This is a genomic window from Streptomyces sp. NPDC002276 (genome assembly GCF_053891435.1).
In genome coordinates this window covers 426,933-446,095 of record NZ_JBSFCQ010000001.1, presented here as the reverse complement: position 1 = coordinate 446,095, position 19,163 = coordinate 426,933, and the positions used below count along the sequence as shown (strand labels likewise).

19 protein-coding genes are annotated in these 19,163 nt (G+C 71.4%); 10 read left to right on the top strand and 9 right to left on the bottom strand.

The window, feature by feature from the left end:
* Positions 1-2: 2 nt before the first annotated feature.
* From ACWIHT_RS02075 to ACWIHT_RS02060, 4 genes are all read right to left on the bottom strand, one after another.
* Positions 3-788 (bottom strand): PIG-L deacetylase family protein, encoded by a 786-nt coding sequence (locus ACWIHT_RS02075; RefSeq protein ID WP_456163402.1) that lies wholly within the window; start codon positions 786-788, stop codon positions 3-5.
* Positions 789-849: 61 nt separating this feature from the next.
* Positions 850-1,500 carry a GntR family transcriptional regulator gene (locus ACWIHT_RS02070; protein WP_456163400.1) on the bottom strand — a complete coding sequence of 217 codons (651 nt, stop codon included), beginning with the start codon at positions 1,498-1,500 and terminating at the stop codon, positions 850-852.
* Between the two features lie 164 nt (positions 1,501-1,664).
* Positions 1,665-3,527, bottom strand: coding sequence for a tannase/feruloyl esterase family alpha/beta hydrolase (locus ACWIHT_RS02065; protein ID WP_456163398.1), 1,863 nt, complete (start codon positions 3,525-3,527; stop codon positions 1,665-1,667).
* Positions 3,528-3,589: 62 nt separating this feature from the next.
* A complete protein-coding gene (locus ACWIHT_RS02060; RefSeq protein WP_456163396.1) occupies positions 3,590-4,444 on the bottom strand; it encodes a LysR family transcriptional regulator in 855 nt (284 codons plus the stop codon).
* 164 nt (positions 4,445-4,608) lie between these two features.
* On the opposite strand from ACWIHT_RS02060, the gene ACWIHT_RS02055 reads away from it, so the two are divergent.
* Positions 4,609-5,412, top strand: a complete 804-nt coding sequence (locus ACWIHT_RS02055; protein ID WP_456163394.1) for an EamA family transporter — start codon at positions 4,609-4,611, stop codon at positions 5,410-5,412.
* A gap of 38 nt (positions 5,413-5,450) precedes the next feature.
* On the opposite strand, the gene ACWIHT_RS02050 is transcribed toward ACWIHT_RS02055, so the two are convergent.
* The 5 genes from ACWIHT_RS02050 to ACWIHT_RS02030 all read right to left on the bottom strand — a co-directional run bounded on the left by ACWIHT_RS02050 (position 5,451) and on the right by ACWIHT_RS02030 (position 8,925).
* Entirely contained in the window at positions 5,451-6,290 is an 840-nt protein-coding gene (locus ACWIHT_RS02050; protein ID WP_456163392.1) for an SDR family oxidoreductase, read from the bottom strand.
* Positions 6,271-7,446 carry an NAD(P)/FAD-dependent oxidoreductase gene (locus tag ACWIHT_RS02045; RefSeq protein WP_456163390.1) on the bottom strand — a complete coding sequence of 392 codons (1,176 nt, stop codon included), beginning with the start codon at positions 7,444-7,446 and terminating at the stop codon, positions 6,271-6,273. Before ACWIHT_RS02045 ends, ACWIHT_RS02050 begins: the two co-directional genes overlap by 20 nt.
* Positions 7,443-7,640: a ferredoxin gene (locus ACWIHT_RS02040; protein WP_456163388.1), complete on the bottom strand. Its 198-nt coding sequence runs from the start codon at positions 7,638-7,640 to the stop codon at positions 7,443-7,445. The genes ACWIHT_RS02045 and ACWIHT_RS02040 overlap by 4 nt, the downstream gene beginning before the upstream one ends.
* 91 nt (positions 7,641-7,731) lie before the next feature.
* The gene (locus ACWIHT_RS02035; RefSeq protein WP_456163386.1) at positions 7,732-8,448 is read right to left on the bottom strand and encodes a response regulator transcription factor; all 717 of its coding nucleotides are present in this window, start codon (positions 8,446-8,448) and stop codon (positions 7,732-7,734) included.
* A gap of 294 nt (positions 8,449-8,742) precedes the next feature.
* Complete coding sequence (locus ACWIHT_RS02030; protein ID WP_456163384.1) at positions 8,743-8,925, bottom strand: hypothetical protein; 183 nt, start codon at positions 8,923-8,925, stop codon at positions 8,743-8,745.
* Between the two features lie 202 nt (positions 8,926-9,127).
* Between ACWIHT_RS02030 and ACWIHT_RS02025 the strand changes: the two genes are divergently transcribed.
* From ACWIHT_RS02025 to hemC, 9 genes are all read left to right on the top strand, one after another.
* Positions 9,128-10,288 carry a histidine kinase gene (locus tag ACWIHT_RS02025; RefSeq protein WP_456163382.1) on the top strand — a complete coding sequence of 387 codons (1,161 nt, stop codon included), beginning with the start codon at positions 9,128-9,130 and terminating at the stop codon, positions 10,286-10,288.
* A gap of 22 nt (positions 10,289-10,310) precedes the next feature.
* Entirely contained in the window at positions 10,311-10,955 is a 645-nt protein-coding gene (locus ACWIHT_RS02020) for a response regulator (RefSeq protein WP_456163380.1), read from the top strand.
* Between the two features lie 271 nt (positions 10,956-11,226).
* Positions 11,227-12,735: a histidine kinase gene (locus ACWIHT_RS02015; protein WP_456163378.1), complete on the top strand. Its 1,509-nt coding sequence runs from the start codon at positions 11,227-11,229 to the stop codon at positions 12,733-12,735.
* On the top strand, positions 12,732-13,421 hold the full coding sequence (locus ACWIHT_RS02010) for a response regulator transcription factor (protein ID WP_456163376.1): 690 nt from the start codon (positions 12,732-12,734) through the stop codon (positions 13,419-13,421). Before ACWIHT_RS02015 ends, ACWIHT_RS02010 begins: the two co-directional genes overlap by 4 nt.
* A gap of 71 nt (positions 13,422-13,492) precedes the next feature.
* The gene (locus ACWIHT_RS02005; RefSeq protein WP_456163374.1) at positions 13,493-14,467 is read left to right on the top strand and encodes an ATP-dependent DNA ligase; all 975 of its coding nucleotides are present in this window, start codon (positions 13,493-13,495) and stop codon (positions 14,465-14,467) included.
* 150 nt (positions 14,468-14,617) lie between these two features.
* The gene (locus ACWIHT_RS02000) at positions 14,618-15,394 is read left to right on the top strand and encodes an NPP1 family protein (RefSeq protein ID WP_456163372.1); all 777 of its coding nucleotides are present in this window, start codon (positions 14,618-14,620) and stop codon (positions 15,392-15,394) included.
* A 77-nt stretch (positions 15,395-15,471) separates the two neighbouring features.
* The gene (locus tag ACWIHT_RS01995; protein WP_456163370.1) at positions 15,472-17,034 is read left to right on the top strand and encodes an MGH1-like glycoside hydrolase domain-containing protein; all 1,563 of its coding nucleotides are present in this window, start codon (positions 15,472-15,474) and stop codon (positions 17,032-17,034) included.
* Between the two features lie 111 nt (positions 17,035-17,145).
* On the top strand, positions 17,146-18,153 hold the full coding sequence (locus ACWIHT_RS01990) for a questin oxidase family protein (RefSeq protein ID WP_456163368.1): 1,008 nt from the start codon (positions 17,146-17,148) through the stop codon (positions 18,151-18,153).
* A 73-nt stretch (positions 18,154-18,226) separates the two neighbouring features.
* On the top strand, positions 18,227-19,162 hold the full coding sequence (gene hemC / locus ACWIHT_RS01985) for a hydroxymethylbilane synthase (protein ID WP_456163366.1): 936 nt from the start codon (positions 18,227-18,229) through the stop codon (positions 19,160-19,162).
* Position 19,163: the final 1 nt, after the last annotated feature.

Here is a 19,163-nt window from a genome sequence, read left to right as displayed (position 1 = left end):
GGTTATGCCAGCTCCTTCGCGATCTGCGGGTACGGGCGCATGTACGCCTCGGCCATCGTCTTGTGGGCCAGGCCCAGGTTCGGGCCGGCGTTGCGCTTCAGCTGGACACCGCGGCGGACGGCCAGGTCCGTGTAGTAGTCCCACAGGTGCTGCTGGGCGCCGAGGCACTCCATCGCCTTGCGCTTGGTGTCCCAGACCTCGGTGATGTCGAGGAGGACCTCGGGCTTGAAGCCGCTCATCTCGGGCTGGTGCGGCTCGAAGTAGAAGACCGGCGGGGCGCCGATGATCTCGCCCTCGCCGGGGTAGCCGATGGCCTGCGCCAGGACGCGGGCCTCCAGCGCCATCCGGTTGGCGGCCGGGTGGTCGCCGTTGTACGGGTCCTCGGTGGGGTGGGTGAGGACGACGTCCGGCTGTGTCTCGCGGTAGACGGCGACGAGTCGGTCGGTCAGCTCGGCGGTGGCGACCAGGGGGTAGTCGCCGGCGTCGTAGAAGCGGACCTCGGCGCCGAGGGTGGCCGCGGCGCGCTCGGCTTCGTCCTTCCGTATCGCCTTGATCTCGTCGAGCCGCTTGCCCTCGCGCCAGGCCTTCGCGGACTCGCCGCGCTCGCCGAAGGTCAGACAGGCGATGGTGACCTTCTCGCCACGGGCGGCTGCCAGGGCGATGGCTCCGCCCGCCCGCCACACGAAGTCCCCGGCGTGCGCCGTGACGACGAGTGTCGATCGTGTTGGGGGTCCCCCCGCGCGAGTGTCGTCGGGCGCGGGGGAGGCGAGCGCGTTGCCGTGCGTCATTGCGTCAATCTCCTTGGTGGACAGGTGTGCGCCCGCCCCAGGCGTGCCGAGCCGCCGCGCCTCAGTCGCGCAACGCCTCGATCACACTGGTGAGATGGGCGCGGACGGCCGCCTCGGCCGCCTGCGGGTCCCTGGCCGTGATCGCCTCGATCATGGCCAGATGCTCGTTCAGGGACTGCTGCGGACGCCCCGGCCGTAGCGCCAACTGGAAGCGGTGACGCACCAGTTGGGCGTTGAGCCGCTCCAGCAGGGCCAAGGCCGTCTGCTGGCCGGAGAACTCCCGGACCTTGTCGTGCAGTTCGTGGTTGAGCTCGGAGTACGTCACCGGCTCGCCGTCGGCCACGGCCTTGGTCATGGCCCGGCCCAGGTCTGTCAGTTCGGTCAGCTGGTCGTCGCTGGCCGCGACGGCCGCCTTGGCCGCGCACAGTCCTTCCAGGACCATGCGGCACTCCGTGATGGCGACCGCTTCCTCCACGGTCACCACCCGCACCCGGGAGCCCCGGTTGCGGATCCGCTCGACCAGTCCTTCGGCCGCCAGATCGATCAACGCCGCGCGGATGCTGGCCCGCGTCACATCGAGTTGCTCGGCGAGTTCGTTCTCCACCAGCCGCTGTGCCGGTGCCATGTCGCCGTGCAGGATCGCCTGCCGCAGCTGCGTGAGCGCATGCTGCTTGGCCTGCTCCCCGGTGCTCGGACGGGCTTCTTTCGGCATCGTTGCCCTCCCTGAGTGAGTGCCTGTCGAACCTAAATCTAGCCAAACAAGATTGTCAACAATTTTGTCCGCCGTATTGCAGGCATGGCTCGGCCCATACTTACCTCAGACATGCCGCCGCCCGCCCATGGACCTGCCATGGACGGGCGGTGAACCCGCTTCTTCTACGGCTTGTGACGGATGCAGCTCATCGACTTGCCGTCCTTCGTCCCGCACCACTCCTGGTAGCCGGAGGTGAAGGATCCGGCCCACTTGTAGTGGTCGTCGGGCAGCTTGTCGGGCGTGTAGGCGCGGTAGTTGGCCGCGTCCTTCTTGTCGCCGGAGCCGTCGTAGGCGACCAGTCGCGGGTACGGGTAGACGGGCCGCGTGTACTCGACGGTGGGCGCGCCGCTGCTCGCGGAGGCCTTCGTGTCGCCGGCGCCGAGCTGACCGCCCGCCGGTCCCCCGGGCCCGGTGCCGCCGCTGGTCTTCGACGCGATGACGGCGCCCGGCACCTTGCCGGTCTCCCGCCAGTCGGTCAGCTTGCTCAACAGGTCGAAGCTGTCGGGTCCGTCACCGCCGCCGCAGTGGTTGACTCCGGGAAACAGGTACAGCCGGTAGAAGTCGTCGATCTCGCTCTGCCCCATGGCGTCGATCATGGCCTGGCGGTAGGCCCGGGTGCCGGTGGGCGGGATGTTCGGGTCGGTCAGCCCGTGCCACTGGATCAGCTTGCCGCCGGCCTCGTGGAACTTGGTGAGGTCCGGGTCGGTGGCGTCGTAGATCCCGGAGACCTCGCGCTGATACGCCTTGAAGGTGTCGACAGTGAACAACGACCCGTCGAGCTTCAGCGTCGGGTCGGCCACCCACTTTCCGACCCAGCGCAGGAACCCGAGCCCGATCCCGTACAGCTGCACCGAACTCTGCCCCTGCCCGGCCTTCGGAATGAACAGCCCCTCCCAGGCCGTCTCGGAGCCGTAGGGCTGGCCGCCGGTGTAGAGATGGGTGCCGTCCGGAGCGGTCACGCCCGCGTACGCCTTCCGTACGACGTCGACCTGCTCGGCGGTGAGACAGCTCGAACTGGCCTTGTTGTCCGAGCACTTGAGGCTCGCGGGATCGAACGTGCAGGTCGCCGGGTCCTGGATGAGGTCGTTGTTCAGCTTGGGGTCGGCGCACTTCGCGATGACCGCCTTGTGCAGCATGGCGAGCTTCGAGGCGGGCAGGATCGTCGAGCCGTCCGCGCGGAAGTCGATGGTGGAGAGATACGCCTCCTGCATCGCGTTGAGCGCGGTCTGGTTGAAGGCCGGGGCGCCGACCAGCGCGGCACTGAAGTCGCCGGGGTAGCGCTGCACCTCCATCAGCGTCTCGCGCCCGCCGTCCGAGCAGCCGTCGTAGTAGGAGTACGTCGGCTCGGCGCCGTAGAAGGCCTTCGTGATCGCCTTGGCTGCGGTGGCGAAGGCGTGCTCGGAGCGGTAGCCGAAGTCCACCTTGAGCTGCGGGTTCGTCGCCCAGACCTCGGCGGAGCCGCCGCCCGTGCCGGAGGTGGAGACATGGCCCTGGTTGTCCTGGCCGAGGGCGAAGGAGCCGTCGGTGACCGGGACGCAGCCGGTCGAGGCGGCGGGCTGGGCGCTGACGCCGACCATGCCGCAGTAGCCGCCGCAGCCTTCCTGGAGGTAGCGCTGCCGGTACGTCTTGGTCGGCAACCGCAGTTCGAACTGGATCTGCGGGGCTACGGTGCCCTTGACGTCGCAGTACTCGTACGCGTTCGTGCCGCCCTTCGCCACGACGGTCGCGGAGGCCACGGAGGTCGCCGCGTCGTCGAGGGCGCCGAAGTCCTTCTGGAGCAGGTCGGCGCAGGCGATCGTCGGCTTGGTGACCGGCAGGTTCTTGCCCACGTCGTCGCCGACGGTGACCTTTGCGACGCTCGCGTCCGCGTCCGCCGAGAACGTGTCGGGCAGCAGCGCGAGGCCCGTGACGAGGGCCGCGACGACGACGGCCACCAGGAGGACGATCCTCGTCCGTTTCGACGGATGGGCATGACCAGGGCTCATGGGCTCAGCGTCGAGCGGGCGCCAGGTGGAAGCCACCGCCGTGGGCCATCAGGGTGAGCGGCTCAGGTCTCGCGGTAGAGCGCGGTGAGCAGTTCCAGCACGGCCTGGGTGGCGGGGTGCGGGTCGTCCTTCCACCAGGAGAGCCGTACGGCGATGGGCTCGCCGTCGCGCACCGGGCGGTAGACGACTCCGGGCCGCGGGTACTGGTTGGCGGTCGACTCGGCGGTCATGCCGACGCTGCGGCCGGTGGCGATCACGGTGAGCCAGTCGTCGACGTCGTGGGTGTCCTCGGTGGCCGGGCGGGAGTCGGGCGGCCACAGGTCGGCGGTCGTGGTGCCGGTGCGGCGGTCGACGAGGAGGGTGCGTCCGGCGAGGTCGGCCAGCCGGACCGAGCGGCGCCGCGCGAGGGGGTCGTCGGAGGCCATGGCGCACAGCCGTCGCTCCAGCCCGACGATGGCCGACTCGAACCGCCGGTCGTCGAGCGCTCTGCGGACGACGGCCAGGTCGCAGGCGCCTTCGCCGAGTCCTGCGGTGGCCGAGTTGACGCGGATCAGGTGCAGGTCGGTCTCCGGGTGGGCCCGGCCCCAGCGGCGCTGGAAGGGGAGCGTGTGCCGTCCCAGCGCCGACCAGGCGTAGCCGATGCGCAGATGGGCGTGGCCCGAGGTGGCGTCCAGGACCAGGTCGTCGACCTCGGCGAGGACCCGCCGGGCGTGCGCGACCACCCGCAGCCCGGTGCTCGTCGGGGTCACCGATCGGGAGGTACGCCTCAACAGCCGTACTCCCAGGGCCTGTTCGAGGGAGGCGAGGGTGCGGGAGACGGCGGCCTGGGAGACGCCGAGTACGTGGGCGGCGTCCGTGAAGGTGCCTTCGTCGACGATCGCGACGAGACACCGCAACTGCCTCAGCTCCAGATCCATGACTCCAGCGTATAGATCGCCGGGCTCTTGCATTTTGCGCATGCTCGGGTGAGGCGCACGATCGGAGCATGCCTGGAGCCTCCGCAGCGACAACTCCCTTGACCAGCAGGACACATGGCACTCCGCGGCCGTCTTCCCGGGTGGGCCTCGCCGGGGTGGCGACCATGGCCGGCAGCGGGCTGTCCAACCAGACCGGTGCCGCGCTCGGTTCGCTCGCCTTCCCCGTGATCGGGCCGGTGGGGGTCGTCGCGGTGCGCCAGTACGTCGCTGCGGCCGTGCTGTTCGCCGTGGGCAGGCCCCGGTTGCGGGAGTTCACCTGGCGGCAGTGGTGGCCGGTCCTGCTGCTGGCGGTGGTGTTCGGGACGATGAACCTGTCCCTGTACACCGCGATCGACCGGGTCGGCCTCGGTCTCGCTGTGACGCTGGAATTCCTGGGACCGCTGTCCATAGCGCTGGCCGCGACCAGGCGCCGCGTGGACGTCTGCTACGCGCTGATCGCCGCGGCGGGCGTGGTGACGCTGATGCGGCCGCGTCCCTCGGCCGACTACCTGGGCATGGGGCTCGGGCTGCTCGCCGCCGCGTGCTGGGCGTCGTACATCCTGCTCAACCGGACCGTCGGCAACCGTATCCCCGGGGCGCGGGGTTCGGCGGCCGCGGCCGGGGTGTCCGCGCTGATGTTCCTGCCGGTCGGGATCGTCGTCGCGGTCCGGCATCCGCCGACGCTCGCGGCGGCCGGGTGTGCGGTGGCGGCCGGGGTGCTGTCATCGGCGGTGCCGTATCTGGCCGACATGTTCACGCTGCGCCGGGTGCCGGCTCCGGCCTTCGGGCTGTTCATGAGCGTCAACCCGGTGCTCGCCGCCGTGGTCGGGTGGATCGGCCTCGGGCAGCGGCTGGGCTGGGCGGAGTGGGCGGGCATCGGGGCCATCGTGGCGGCGAACGCGCTGAGCATTCTGACATCACGGGACTGAACCGACCGAGGCCCGCCCTTCCGTCCCGGGGCGGGCCGTCAGTGCCGCATGTGCCGGCGCACCCACGCGGCCTGCCCGCCGTCGACGAGCAGATCGGTGCCGGTGATGAACTGCGCCTGCGGGCCGGTGAGGAAGGCGACCGCGTCGGCGATCTCGCCGGGGGTGCCGGTGCGTCCGGCTCCGCAGTCGCCCAGCATCTTCAACATGTGCCCGCCGTGCGGCGATTCGGCCTCCGCCTTCGACATCGCGGTGGAGATCACGCCGGGGCTGACGGTGTTGATACGGGCACCGCGCAGGTTCCAGGCGAGCGCCGCGGCCTCCACACGCACGTGGTTGGCGCGTTTGGCGACCATGTAGGCGCGCGGCGAGTCGTCGCCGACGGCCGTGACGACGGGCAGGGAGAGCAGTTCCTCCGCCGGGGCGGTGGCCAGGGCGGCCTCTTCCTCGGGACCGAGCGAGGCGTAGTGCCCGGCCATGCTGGACACGGCGACCAGCGCGGTACCGCGTCCCGCAACCGCCTCGAAGGCGTCGATCACATGGACCGTGCCCAGCAGGTCGACCTCCAGGATCGTGCGCGCCGACGCGATCGAGGCGGAGACCCCGGCCGTGTGCGCCACGGCTACGACCCGGCCCTCCCCGGCCGCGGTCCCCGCGAGCTTCTCGACGGCCGTACGGTCGGAGATGTCGGTCAGGACTCCGTGCGCCGCGTAGCCCTCGGCGCGCAACGCGGCTACGGTGCGGTCGAGTTGGCCGCGTGAGGCGTCGGCGAGGAACAGGGTGCGGCCGCTGCCGAGGCGGCGGGCGATCGCCGTCCCCATGCCTCCGGCACCGGTGACCACGACGACGTCGCGGGGTTCCTCAGCCGGTCGTCGCGCCATGGACGGCCTCCTGCCAGTTCACTCCGGCGGCGATGGCCGACCGCCAGCCGCGGATCGCCTTCGGGGGCATCCCGACCGCGAGGGCGCCGGTGAGCCGGTCGCCGGTGCGGTAGGCGGCCACGAACCGCCGCTCGCCCAAGTCCCCCTCCACCACGGCGACTTCTTCGTGACCGCGCAGATAGCCGTGGGCCTGGATCTTCATGTCGTACTGGTCGGACCAGAAGTACGGCACGGGCGCGAACGCCTTGCGCGCCTGGGAGTTGAGCAGGTTGCGGGCGGCTGCCATGCCCTGCTCGGCCGCGTTGGTGCGGTGCTCGATCCGCATCGGCGTGCCGAACAGCGGGTTGTACCAGCGGGCGACATCACCGGCCGCGTAGACGTTCCGGGCGGCCTCGCAGTACTCGTCGCACACCACTCCGTCGCCCACCGAGAGGCCGCTGTCGGCGAGCCACGCGGTGTTCGGCAACGAGCCGATCGCGACGAGCACTTCGTCGGCCTCGATCTCCTCGCCGTCCGCGAGTCGTACGCCCTCGTCGGTCACCTCGGTGACGGAGACCCCGGTGCGCAGGTTCACGCCGTGGTCCACGTGGGCCTGGGCCAGCACCTGGCCGACCTGCTCGCCGACCGCGTGCGCCAGCGGCACGGATGCCGGTTCCAGCAAGGTCACTTGAGCGCCGAGACGCCAGGCCACGGCGGCGGCCTCGGCACCGAGGAACCCGGCGCCGACCACCACCAACCGCCGCCCGGGATCGAGCCGTTCGCGCAGTGTGAGCGCGTCGTCGAGCGTGCGCAGGACATGCGCGCCCTCGCCTGGCAGCCGCCGGGGGCGCACCCCGGTGGCGATGATCAGCCCGTCGTACGGCACCCGCGCGCCGTCCGAGAGCGTCAACTCCTGCGCGGTGAGGTCGAGTCCGGTCGCGGCGACACCGAGGCGCAGGTCGAGGTCGTGCCCGGCGAGGTCGGCCGGGGTGCGCAGGGCGATCCGGTCCGGTTCCCACTCGGCGGCGAGGATCTGCTTGGACAACGGCGGTCTGTCGTACGGCAGATGGGGCTCGTCGCCGACGAGGGTGAGGGTGCCGTCGTAGCCTTCGCGGCGGAGCGTCTCGGCCGCGGCGAGTCCGGCGGCCGAGGCTCCGACGACGACGATCCGCTTCACCGCTCCACCAGCCGGATGGCCGCGGCCGGGCAGACCGCCACGGCTTCCCGTACGTCGTCGAGGAGTTCGGCGCCCGGGTGCTCCTCCAGGAGGACGGCCACGCCGTCGTCGTCCCGTTGGTCGAAGACGTCGGGGGCGGCCGCTACGCACTGCCCGGAGGCGACGCATTTCGGTTCGTCGAGTTCGACCTTCATGGCTGTGTCCTTTGCTGTGTTGTTCGTTGATGCGGGGGTGGTCACCGGGCGACGTCCTCGACATCGCTCACCTGCGCAACCTCGACTCCCCCTACCCCGCCGCCCTCCCGAGCCAGTAGCCGAAGCCCCGGCGCGTGTGGATCAGCGCGGCTCCCTCCTGGTCGACCTTGCGCCGGAGGCGGGAGATCAGCTGCTCCATCGCGTTGTCGCCGCGGAAGTCGCCCCAGACGTACCGGCTGATCTGTTCCTTGGACAGCACCTTGTGCGCGTTGACGAGGAGGTGGCGCAGCAGCCGGTACTCCGCCGGCGTGAGATCGAGCGTGCGCCGGCCGCGCCGCGCCTGGCAGGTGGTGTCGTCCAGGACCAGGTCGGCGTAGTGCAGCGCACCGTCCCGGCCGCCGCCCCTGGTACGCAGTAACACCTGGATACGGGCGAGCACTTCGGCGATGCGGAACGGTTTGGTGACATAGTCCCGCTCCCCCGCGCCCAGTTCGGGCAGCAGCTCGTCCAAGGCGTCCCAGGCGGTGAGCAGCAGGACGGGCGGGCGGTGCGCGACGAGTCGGCCGCCCTGCTCAAGGGCGTCCATCTCCGGCAACTCCGCGTCGATGACGACGAGTTCGAACCGTTGCTCCGCCAGCCGCGACACCACTTCGGTGCCGCTGCCGGCCGTCCCGATCCGATAGCCGGCCAACTCCAGCGTGGTGGAGAGGAGTTCGGCGTTGTCCGGCTCGTCCACGGCGACGAGCAGGTGTTGCCCGCCACCGCGGGCGAGTGATCGTGTCTCACTGGTGCTGCCGTACGTGGACATGCGCTCAGCCTACCGCACTACTTGCCTGACTCAAGCAATATCCATTCACTTGCTTGACTCAAGTAAGTCACCTGTGCTTGCCTGACCCAAGGAAGCCCGACCGTGCGGACGGGCAGCGGAAAGCAGGAGCACGCAGCTGAGCGCTCGCTCACCAGAGCCGGGGCCGCCTTGAGCGGAAGGCGGTCCCCGCGCCGAACCCGTGGGGACGGGGGTCGGCGCTGTCCCGGACCCGGTCGTCGGCCACTCCCCCAGATCGGCGCCGGGTCCGTGGACACATTGCCTCGCGCGGGGGCGTCAGACCGTCTTCCGGCGGGTCCGGAACAGGCTGATGCCCGCCCCGAGCGAGACCGCGCCCATGCCGACACCGGTCAGGACGGCCTGTGGCCCGTCGGCCACGAAGGGCGCGGCGACGGCGACGATCAGATTGAACAGGAACAGGAACCACAGCACGGGTCTCGACGCGAGCAGCGGCTTCATGAATGGTTTCCTCCGGATCGAGCAGACTTGGATCTTGGCTGACGTGGTGCTTCAACGATTCCGTCGTCCGCCCGACGACACGAGGGAGCGCTCTCCCGGACCCCCGGTGGAACGATCTCCCGGACCCGTGGTGGAGTGGGCTGCACCACTGCCGAGCGATCCACGCCCGCCCCGGCCGCCCGCTGGGCCTAATCTGATCTCCATGCGGGCAACCCTGCGGCAGGCGGGCCGGGCGACACTCCAACTGGTCATCTCCGCCGCGATGGCCTTCGGGTCGTACATCTTCGTCACCGTGCTCCTGATCACCGCGATCCTGACGGTCACAGTGGTCGGCGCGTTCATGCTGCCCGAGACCGTGCTGCTGATACGGCGGATCGCCGGGGCCAAGCGGCAGCAGGCGGGCGCCTGGACGGGGCGGAAGATCCCCGAGGCGTACCAGCCGCTCAACGGCACGATCCGGGAGCGGTTGCGCACGGCGGTCCGTGATCCGAGCACGCTGACCGACTTCCGCTGGATGGTCGCCTACTACGGCTACGGCGCACTGCCCGTGCTGATGCTGCCGTTGTGGCCGCTGGGTCTGGTCGTCGACGGGGTGTGGTGCGGGCTGCTGCGCCGCGAGGCCGTCGTGCTGCCGTTGATCAGCCGGCTCGCGGACCTGGACGCCGAGTGGTCGACCGCGCTGCTGAAGCCCTCGCCGAAGGCCCAACTGGCCGTACGGGTCGAGGAGTTGGTGCAGACCCGGGCGGGCGCGATCGCCGCGCACGGGGCCGAGCTGCGCCGGATCGAGCGAGATCTGCACGACGGGACGCAGGCCCGGCTGGTGTCGCTGTCGATGCGTATCGGTCTCGCCAAGCGGGCCTACGACCAGGACCCGGCGGCGGCCCGGCGGATGCTCGACGAGGCGCAGACGCTGGCCGAGGAGGCGCTGACGGATCTGCGGCACGTCGTCCGCGCGATCCATCCGCCGATCCTCACCGACCGCGGCCTGGTCGGCGCGGTGCGCGCGCTGGCCGCCAGCAGCGCGCTCGGTGTGAGTGTGACCGTGGACGGGCTGACCGACGGACACGACGGGCCGCGCGCCCCGGCGGCGGTGGAGGCGGCGGCGTACTTCGTGATCGCCGAGTCGCTGACCAACGCGGCCAAGTACAGCGGCGCCGACCGCGCCGAGGTCCATCTCGCCCGCGCCCGCACCGGACTGCGCGTCCAGGTGCGCGACGAGGGCCGGGGTGGCGCCGACGAGGCGGGCGGATCGGGGCTGTTGGGTATGCAGCGCCGGGTCGCCGCGCTCGACGGCAGTGTGACTGTGACCAGCCCCGTGGGGGGACCTACCGTGATCGAAGTGGAGCTGCCGTGCGTCTGGTGAGCGTAGTTGAGGCGGGACTGTCATGAGGGTCGTGATCGCCGAGGACAACGCCCTGCTGAGGGAGGGCCTGGTCCTCCTGCTGACGTCGGCGGGGCACGAGGTGGTGGCCGTCGCGGGCAGCGGGCCCGAGGTCCTGCCCGCGCTGCTCCAACACCGGCCGGACGTGGCCGTGTTGGACGTGCGGATGCCGCCCGGCTTCCGCGACGAGGGGCTGCGGGCCGCGCTGGAGGCACGGGAGAAGATCCCGGGCCTTCCGGTGCTGGTGCTGTCGCAGTACGTCGAGGAGTCGTACGCCGCCGAGTTGTTGGGCGTCGGGGCGAGCGGGGTCGGCTATCTCCTCAAGGACCGGATCGGCCGCGTGGACGAGTTCCTCGACGCGCTGGACCGGGTCGCGGCCGGCGGTACGGCGCTCGACCCCGAGGTGGTGACGGAGTTGCTGACCCGGCGCCGTAATTCACCGCTGGACTCGCTGACCCCGCGCGAGCGCGAGGTGCTGAAGCTGATGGCGGAGGGCCACGACAACACGACGATCGCCAAGTCCCTGGTCGTCACGGAACGCGCGGTCAGCAAGCACATCGGCAATGTGTTCCTGAAGCTGAGCCTGCCGCCGAGCGACAGCGGGCACCGCCGGGTGCTGGCCGTGCTGGCCTATCTGCAGAACGTGTGACACGCGCGCCGCCGGTCGTGCCAGGGGATGACACGGCCGGTGGCGCGTACTGCGTTCTCAGTAGCCGCGAGTGTCGGCAGCCGCACGACGACGGGACGTGGGTCCGGCCGCGAGTCTGGACCGGTCCCCGAGAGTAGATGTGGAGCACTCCGTCCCGTGACTACTTTTCGCCATCGACTGGGCCAACTCGCCTTCTGGCGGCGGTGGTTGGTCACCCTGTTCGGGGATCGGCCTCGGGCTCGCGGCGGCCGTACAGCTCGATGCCTTCGTCGTGCGAACGGCGATCGTGCCCGCCGTACCGGCGCTGCCGGGCCGGGGCGCCTGGTGGCTGCCGCGCCCGCTGGACCGGCTGCTGCCGGACATCGACGTCGAGGGCGAGGCGCTCACCCCCGGGGCACCCGCGGTACCCATCACCGTGCCTGACTCCGCCCCTCCCCCGACGGGCCGCCCGCAGAGCGTGACGCGGGCGGCCCCGGTGGCCGTCCCCGGACCCCACCGGCGATGCCCGGCCCCAGGTCAGGACCGGGCATCGCCGACCATGGAACCAGGAGACCGACCGGAGACACCGATGCAGCACAGCTGGCAGCGCTACGCGGACGAGCACATCCGCACCGTCGACACCATGTCGGCGGTGCTGCTGTTCGCCATGTTCCTCTTCGGCAGCGAGCTGAACACGCCGCGCGGTCCCGGGCCCGACGCGGTGGCCCCCACGATCGCGCTCGCCACCGTCTCCTGCGCGGCCCTGTTCTGGCAGCGCAGCCACCCCCGCGCGGTCGTCGCCGTCACCGCGGTCACCGCCGCCGGGGCCGCCGCGCTGGGCTGCCTCCTCACCCCGCTGATGCTGGGGCCGCTGATGCTGGCCCTGTACCGGCTGGCCGTCCTCACCCGCCGCAGGACGACCCGCCGCTACTTCCTCGCGTCGGTCGTGCTGGTGGTGACCACGGCGACGCTGATGGACCCGATGCATCACCCCTGGCCGTTCAAGACGGTCGGCCCGGCCGCCTGGCTGCTGCTGCCGGTGGTCGCCGGGAACGCGCTCCGGCTGCGGGACGCCTACCTGGAGGCGGTGCAGGCGCGCGCCGACTACGCCGAGCACAGCCGGGAGGAGGAGGCGCGGCACCGGGTGGCCGAGGAACGGATGCGCATCGCGAGGGAGTTGCACGACGTCGTCGCCCACCATCTGGCCCTGGCACACGCCCAGGCCGGCACCGCCGCCCACCTGGCGCGCACCCACCCCGACCACGCACAGCGGATCCTGACGGAACTCGCCGGTACGACGTCCTCCGCGCTGCGTGAGATGAAGGGCACGGTGGGTCTGCTGCGCCGGGCCGACGATCCCGGCGCACCGCTCGCCCCGAGTCCGGGGCTGGCCCAACTCGCCGAGCTGACCGGCTCGTTCGCCACCGCCGGACTCACGGTCACCGTCACCACGGAGGGCGAGCGGCGCCCGCTGTCGGCCGGGGTGGACCTGACGGCGTACCGGATCGTGCAGGAGGCGCTCACCAATGTCAGCAAGCACGCCACGGCCGAGTCGGCGCGGGTGCGCCTGCGCTACTCCCGCGACCGGCTGACCGTCACCGTGTCCGACGACGGCCCGGGGGCGACGACCGTCCCGGCGCCGCCCCCGGGCCAGGGTTTCGGGCTGATCGGGATGCGGGAGCGCGCCCGGTCGGTCGGCGGTGCCCTGCGGGCCGGGCACCGGGTCGAGGGCGGCTTCGAGGTCACGACCGAACTGCCGCTGTACCCCAGCGTCCTGGAACCGGAAGAAAGAACCCCATGACCATCCGCGTGCTGCTCGCCGACGACCAGGCCCTCCTACGGGCCACCTTCCGGATCCTGATCGACACCTGTGAGGACATGGAGGTGGTCGGCGAGGCGGCCGACGGCGCCGAGGCGATCGCGCTGGCCGGTGCGCACCGCCCCGACCTCGTCCTCATGGACATCCGCATGCCCGGCACCGACGGCCTGACCGCCACCACCGCCATCTGCGCCGACCCGGCACTGTCCGACACCCGTGTCCTCATCCTCACCACCTTCGAGGTCGACGAGTACGTGGCCCAGGCGCTACGGGCGGGCGCGAGCGGTTTCCTGGGCAAGGACGTCACCGCCGAGGCACTGCTCGCGGGCATCCGCACGGTCGCGTCCGGCGAGTCCCTGCTCTCCCCGCTCGCCACCCGCACCCTGATCACCCGTTTCCTGGCCACCCCCACGCCGAGCGCCCGGCTGGCGACGCCCGACCGGCTCGGCGTCCTCACCGCCCGGGAACGCGAGATCATGGCCATGGCGGCCGAGGGCCACTCGAACGACGAGATCGCCGAGCGGCTCTACGTCAGCCCGCTGACCGTCCGCACCCATGTGCACCGCGCGATGACGAAGCTGGACGCCCGCGACCGGGCCCAACTCGTCGTGATGGCCTACCAGTCGGGGCTGGTGCAGGCTCCGCCGCCATCCGGCTCCGACCTCTGACGCGGCGCCCGTTCAGGCGAAACCCCCGCCGAAGAGGCGTGCCGCCCCCGCCCGCCGTCGACACCTGTGGCGTGCCCCTCCCCCGCATCGCACCCATGCTCGCCACGCCCGGCACCCTCCCGCCCGCCGGGCAGGACGCTCGCTGGGCCTACGAGACCAAGCAGGACGGCCAGCGCGTCCTGGTGTACCTCCCCGGCGACGGCAGCGTCCTGCTGCGCGCCCGCTCCGGTGCGGACATCACCGGCGCCTATCCCGAACTCCTGCCCCTGGGCCGCGAGTTGGGCGGCACGCGGGTGATCCTGGACGGTGAGGTGCTGGCCCTGGACGAACAGGGGCGCGCCGACTTCCAGTTGCTGCAGAACCGGATGGGCCTGGCCCAATCGCCCGCACTCGCGGCACATCGAGCCGCGAACACCCCTGTCCATCTGGTGCTGTTCGACGTCCCGCACCTCAACAGGCCGCTCCTCACCCTCCCTTACGCCGATCGCCGTGCCGAGCTGGAGCGCCTCGACCCGCACGGCCCGAACTGGTCAACTCCCGCCGCGCTCACGGGACATGGCGCCGAGGCGCTGCGGGCCACGCGTGAGCACGGGCTGGAGGGGCTGGTCTGCAAGCGGCTGGACTCGGCGTACGAGCCGGGGGTGCGTTCCCGGGCCTGGATCAAGATCCGCAATCTGCGCAGCGAGGACGTGCTGGTCGGCGGGTGGGTGCCGGGCAAGGGGCGGTTGTCGGGGCTGCCGGGCGCGGTGCTGGTGGGGCAGCGCGCGGCGGGACGGCTGCGGTACGTCGGCAACGTGGGCACGGGCTGGAGCGAGGCCGAACGTGCCGAACTCGCCGCGCTGTTGGGGGCCGCCGGTACCGACCGCTGCCCCTTCGATCCGGTACCGGCGGTGGCCGGGGCGCGCTGGGTGGTGCCCCGGCTGGTCGGCGAGGTCCGCTACAGCACCCGTACCCGGGCCGGGATGCTGCGTCAGCCGTCCTGGCTGCGGCTGCGCCCCGACCTGGCACCGGAGGAGTCGGCCGCCGACCTGCCCGACGGCCGATGAACTTGCGAAGATCAAGTATTGGGCGCCGTGTCACCATCGTGACACCTCACCCCCTTGGCGCGTACATGAAAACTAGGGACTCTGAAAGCCCTTTCCACCCCCAGCCCCCGTCATCCACAGCCGTCGGGCTGCGCCCAAGAGGAGGACGCAGTGTCGTCCCAGAAGTCCCGAACCCGCCGCAGGAGGTGGCTCGCCGGTCTCGGCGGTGCCGCCGTGCTCGTCGTCGCCTTCCCCTCCGCCGCCTTCGCCGCCCCGCCCACGGCACTGCCCGCGAACGCCGAGACGGCGGAGAAGACGTATCTGCCCGCCTTCGACTACGACACGGACGGCTGCTACCCGACGCCCGCGATCGGCCCCGACGGGACCATCAACGGCGGTCTCAACCCCACGGGTTCGCTCAGCGGCGAGTGCCACGACGCCTCGGACCTCGACAACACCAACAGCTACTCGCGCTACAAGTGCAACAACGGCTGGTGCGCGTACATGTACGGCCTGTACTTCGAGAAGGACCAGGCCATCGCCAACTCCAGCATCGGCGGGCACCGCAACGACTGGGAACACGTCGTGGTGTGGGTGCAGAACGGCACGATCCAGTACGTGTCCACGTCCAACCACGGCTCCTTCACCGTGCACGCGGCCTCCGACGTCCGCTTCGACGGCACGCACGCCAAGATCGTCTACCACAAGGACGGCATCGGCACGCACGACTTCCGCCTCGCGAACGCCAACGACGAGCCGCCGGAGAACGACAAGCACACCTGGCAGTACCCGCCGCTCGTCGGCTGGAACGGCTACCCGGCGGGCCTGCGCGACAAGTTGAGCGCCTACGACTTCGGCAGCGCGAACTTCGGGCTCAAGGACGCCAACTTCGTGGCCCACCTCACCTCGGCGAAGCCGTCCGGAATCACGTTCGACCCCGCCGCCTGACGGTACCGTCCACAGGGCACCATCGTTCTCAGGGCTCCCGGGACCATCTCGACCCCGGGAGCCCGAGAGGACGGAACGTGGCAGCTGAACGCAGGGTCTCGCGGCGGGCTCTCCTGATCGCGCTGGGCATCGCCGGAGCTACGGCCATCCCCGCGGGTGCGCAGGGCCCGGACCCCGGGAACGGATACACCATGCCCACCCTCGCCTTCGACGACCCGGCCACCCAGCACCGGCTCGGCGCCCTGTACTCGTCCGCGCTCAGGTCCGTGTCCGGCGCCAACACCATCGGCGCGGACCGCTCGGTGTACGACCACGCCGGACTGCTCAGCTACCCGCCCGGCACGATCGTCCGGGCGGGCGGCGGCTATCCCGCGCCCCAGCGCTGGACGCGGGACGCGGCCGTCAACGCGTGGAGCGGGGTCAGCCTGCTCGCGCCGGAGGTCGCCCGCAACACCCTGTGGTCCGTGGTCGACCGTGCGCGGGACGGCCTCGTCGTCCAGCAGGACAACCAGTGGTGGGACCAGATCGTGTGGGTCCTGGCCGCCCACCACCACTACCTGGTCACCGGCGACCGCGCCTTCCTCACCCAGGCCCACGACACCTCCGCGCGCACCCTCGCCGCCCGCCGCGCCCAGCACCTCAACCCGTCGCTCGGCCTCTTCGAGGGCCCCGGCTTCATGAACGACGGCATCTCCGGCTACCCGAGCCCGCCCGCCTCGACCTCGGTCCACTCCTCCTTCGTCCTGGACCACCCGCACACCGACAAACTGATGTGCCTGTCGACCAACTGCCTCTACTACGGCGCCCATCTCGCCCTCGCCGCCATGTCCGAGGCCCTCGGCCGCCCCGTACAGGCCGCCTCCCTGCGCTCGGACGCGGAGAATCTGCGCACGGCGATCGACCGGCACCTGTGGCGCGCGGACGCCGGCACCTACGGCTACCTCGTCCACGGCGAGGGCCCCCTCGCCGGACACCTCGACACCTCGCAGGAGGGCGCGGGACTGGCCCTCGCCGTCCTCCTCGGCGTCGCCGACACCGAACGCGCCGGCCGGATCCTCGACGCCACGCACTGGCAGCCGTACGGCATCGTCAACGTCTGGCCGCACTTCCCGCGCTTCGACGACCGGCGTCCTGGACGGCACAACGTGATGGTGTGGCCGATGGTCCACGGGCTGTACGGCCAGGCCGCGGCCGACGCGGGCCGCACCGGACCGTTCGCCCTCGCCGTCGACACCCTCGCCGGTCTGATCGCCACGAGCGGCGGCTTCTACGAGCTGTACAACTCGGTGACCGGTGCCGTGGACGGCGGCTGGCAGGGCGGTGCCAGTGGCCACGCGAACCACTTCGTGTCCCAACCCGACCAGACCTGGTCGGCGACGGCGTATCTGCGGCTGATCCACGACGGCCTGTTCGGTCTGACGTTCACGGACGAGTCCCTACGGCTGCGCCCGTGTCTGCCCCCGGCCTGGGGCACGGTGAGTCTGCGCGGGCTGCGGTACCGGGGCACGACGCTGGATGTCACGCTGAGCGGCGGTGGCAGCCGGGTGGGGTCGTGCACGGTGGACGGGCGGCCGGGGGAACCCGTCGTGGCCGCCGACGGACGGGGGCACCGCGTGATCTCGATCGTGCTGACCGAGTGAGCGTGGGCGCTGTCCGATCCGCTTGGGTCCTCGGGTGTAGGACCACAGGTGGGTGCTTCTTCCGTCTCCGGTCCGATCTGCCGTCGTGCCGTGGCGCCTAGCGTGCCGGGCATGGACACGAGCGGAACGCTGGAAGAGGCATTAGAACGACTGCATTCCACCGGGCCCGAGCGCAACGGCTGGCTCAGCAACCACGCCCCGATGGTCGCCGAGGCGCTCGCCGCGCACGGGCGGGCCGGGGCCGTGCACCACTGGCTGGATCTCTACCGGGACAAGCTGGAGGACTTCCCCGATCCGGTGGCCCCCGTCACGGACGACAACTGGCCCTCGGCGCTGGGTGATCCGCGCCGAGCGGCCGACTGGATCGACCACTTCTCCCGCTCCCTCGCCGAACACCCCTGGCGGGGCGTCCTCGCCGTGTGGTGGCCGCGGCTGCTGCCCGGGATCACCGCGGGCGCCACCCATCCCGTCATCCGGGTCGGCCATGCCGTACGGGCCCTCGGCGCTGACGAGAACGAGCCCAGGCTCACGGAGTTGGCGCACGGTCTGGGCTACTGGGCCGCGCGGTACCAACCCGTGTCGGGCATCGCGTCGTTGCCCGGTGGCCGCGGCGCCGCGGACTCCCTCGACGCCGTGCCGCCCATCGTCCAGGGGCCGGCCGGCTTCCGGGCCAGGCTCGACGCCGTACGCCAACTGCCCGTCTGGGCGGGCGAGGTGAGCGATCCGGACGCGGCGCGGGAGCGGCTCACGGAGTTGGTGCGCGCGGCCACGCATCGCTACGCCACGCACGGACACGGCGAGCCGACCATGCTGGTGCACGCGGCGACGGCGCCCAACGCGGTGCTGCGCACCCTCGACGCGCTGCCCCGGGAGCTGTGGGCCCCGAGCCTGCGGGCGGCGTGGACGGCGGCGGCGGCGGTCACCGCGATGTACACCCCGAGTGAGCCGATCGGGTACAAGACGTCACGGCGCCTCACCGCCGAGGAGGTGCTGGAACGTGCTGTCGCCCATGGCGACGAACACGTCATCAAGTTCACGGACACCGCCCTGGACGTGGGGGACGAAACGGCGCTGGTCGCCGCGGTGCGGGCCGTGGAGATCAGCGAGCCGCTCGGCTGATTCGGGGGGTACGAGGGGTTTGAGTTGACCGGTGCTGCGTCGGGGGACGTGTCGGAAGGTCTATCGTGTTCGCATGTCCGTGCCCGAACTGATCCGAATCGTCTCCCGCGACTCGCCCATGGCGCTGGCCCAAGTGGAGCGTGTCCGCGCCGAGTTGGCCGTCCTTCACCCACAGGTGCGTACCGAGGTCGTGCCGGTGAAGACGACCGGCGACAAGTGGATGGGCGATCTGTCCGCCGTCGAGGGCAAGGGGGCGTTCACCAAGGAGGTGGACGCCGCGCTGCTCGCGGGGGAGGCGGATCTCGCGGTGCACTGCATGAAGGACGTGCCCGCCGACCGGCCGCTGCCCGCCGGTACGACGTTCGCCGCGTTCCTGAAGCGGGACGACATCCGTGACGCACTGGTCCACCCCGGTGGGCTGGCCCTCGACGAGCTGCCGGCCGGTACCCGGGTCGGCACCTCGTCGGTCCGCCGGGTGGCGCAATTGGCCGCCACCCACCCGGAGTTGGAGTGCGTGCCGTTCCGCGGCAACGTCAACCGGCGGCTGGAGAAGCTCGCGGCGGGCGAGGCGGACGCGCTGCTGGTCGCGATGTCGGGCCTGGAGCGCATCGACCGGCTGGACGTGGCCACCGAGGTGCTGTCCGCCGAGGCGATGATGCCTCCGATCGGCGCGGGCATCCTCGCCCTCCAGTGCCGTGAGGGCGACACCGACGTCATCGACACGATCAGCGCGCTCGGTCACCCCGAGACGCATCGTGAGGCGACGGCGGAGCGCATGTTCCTGCATGTCCTCCAGGGGCACTGCAACAGCCCGATCGCCGGGTACGCCCAGGTCGACCGGAGTGGCGAACTGTCGCTGCGCGCCTGTGTGTTCACCCCGGACGGCAAGACCCGGCTCAACGCCCACGAGTGGGCGGGACGGCTGGACCCGGCGACGCTCGGCACCTCGGTGGCGGTGGCGCTGCTGCGGCAGGGCGCCCGCGAGATCATCGACGGCATCCCGCACTGAC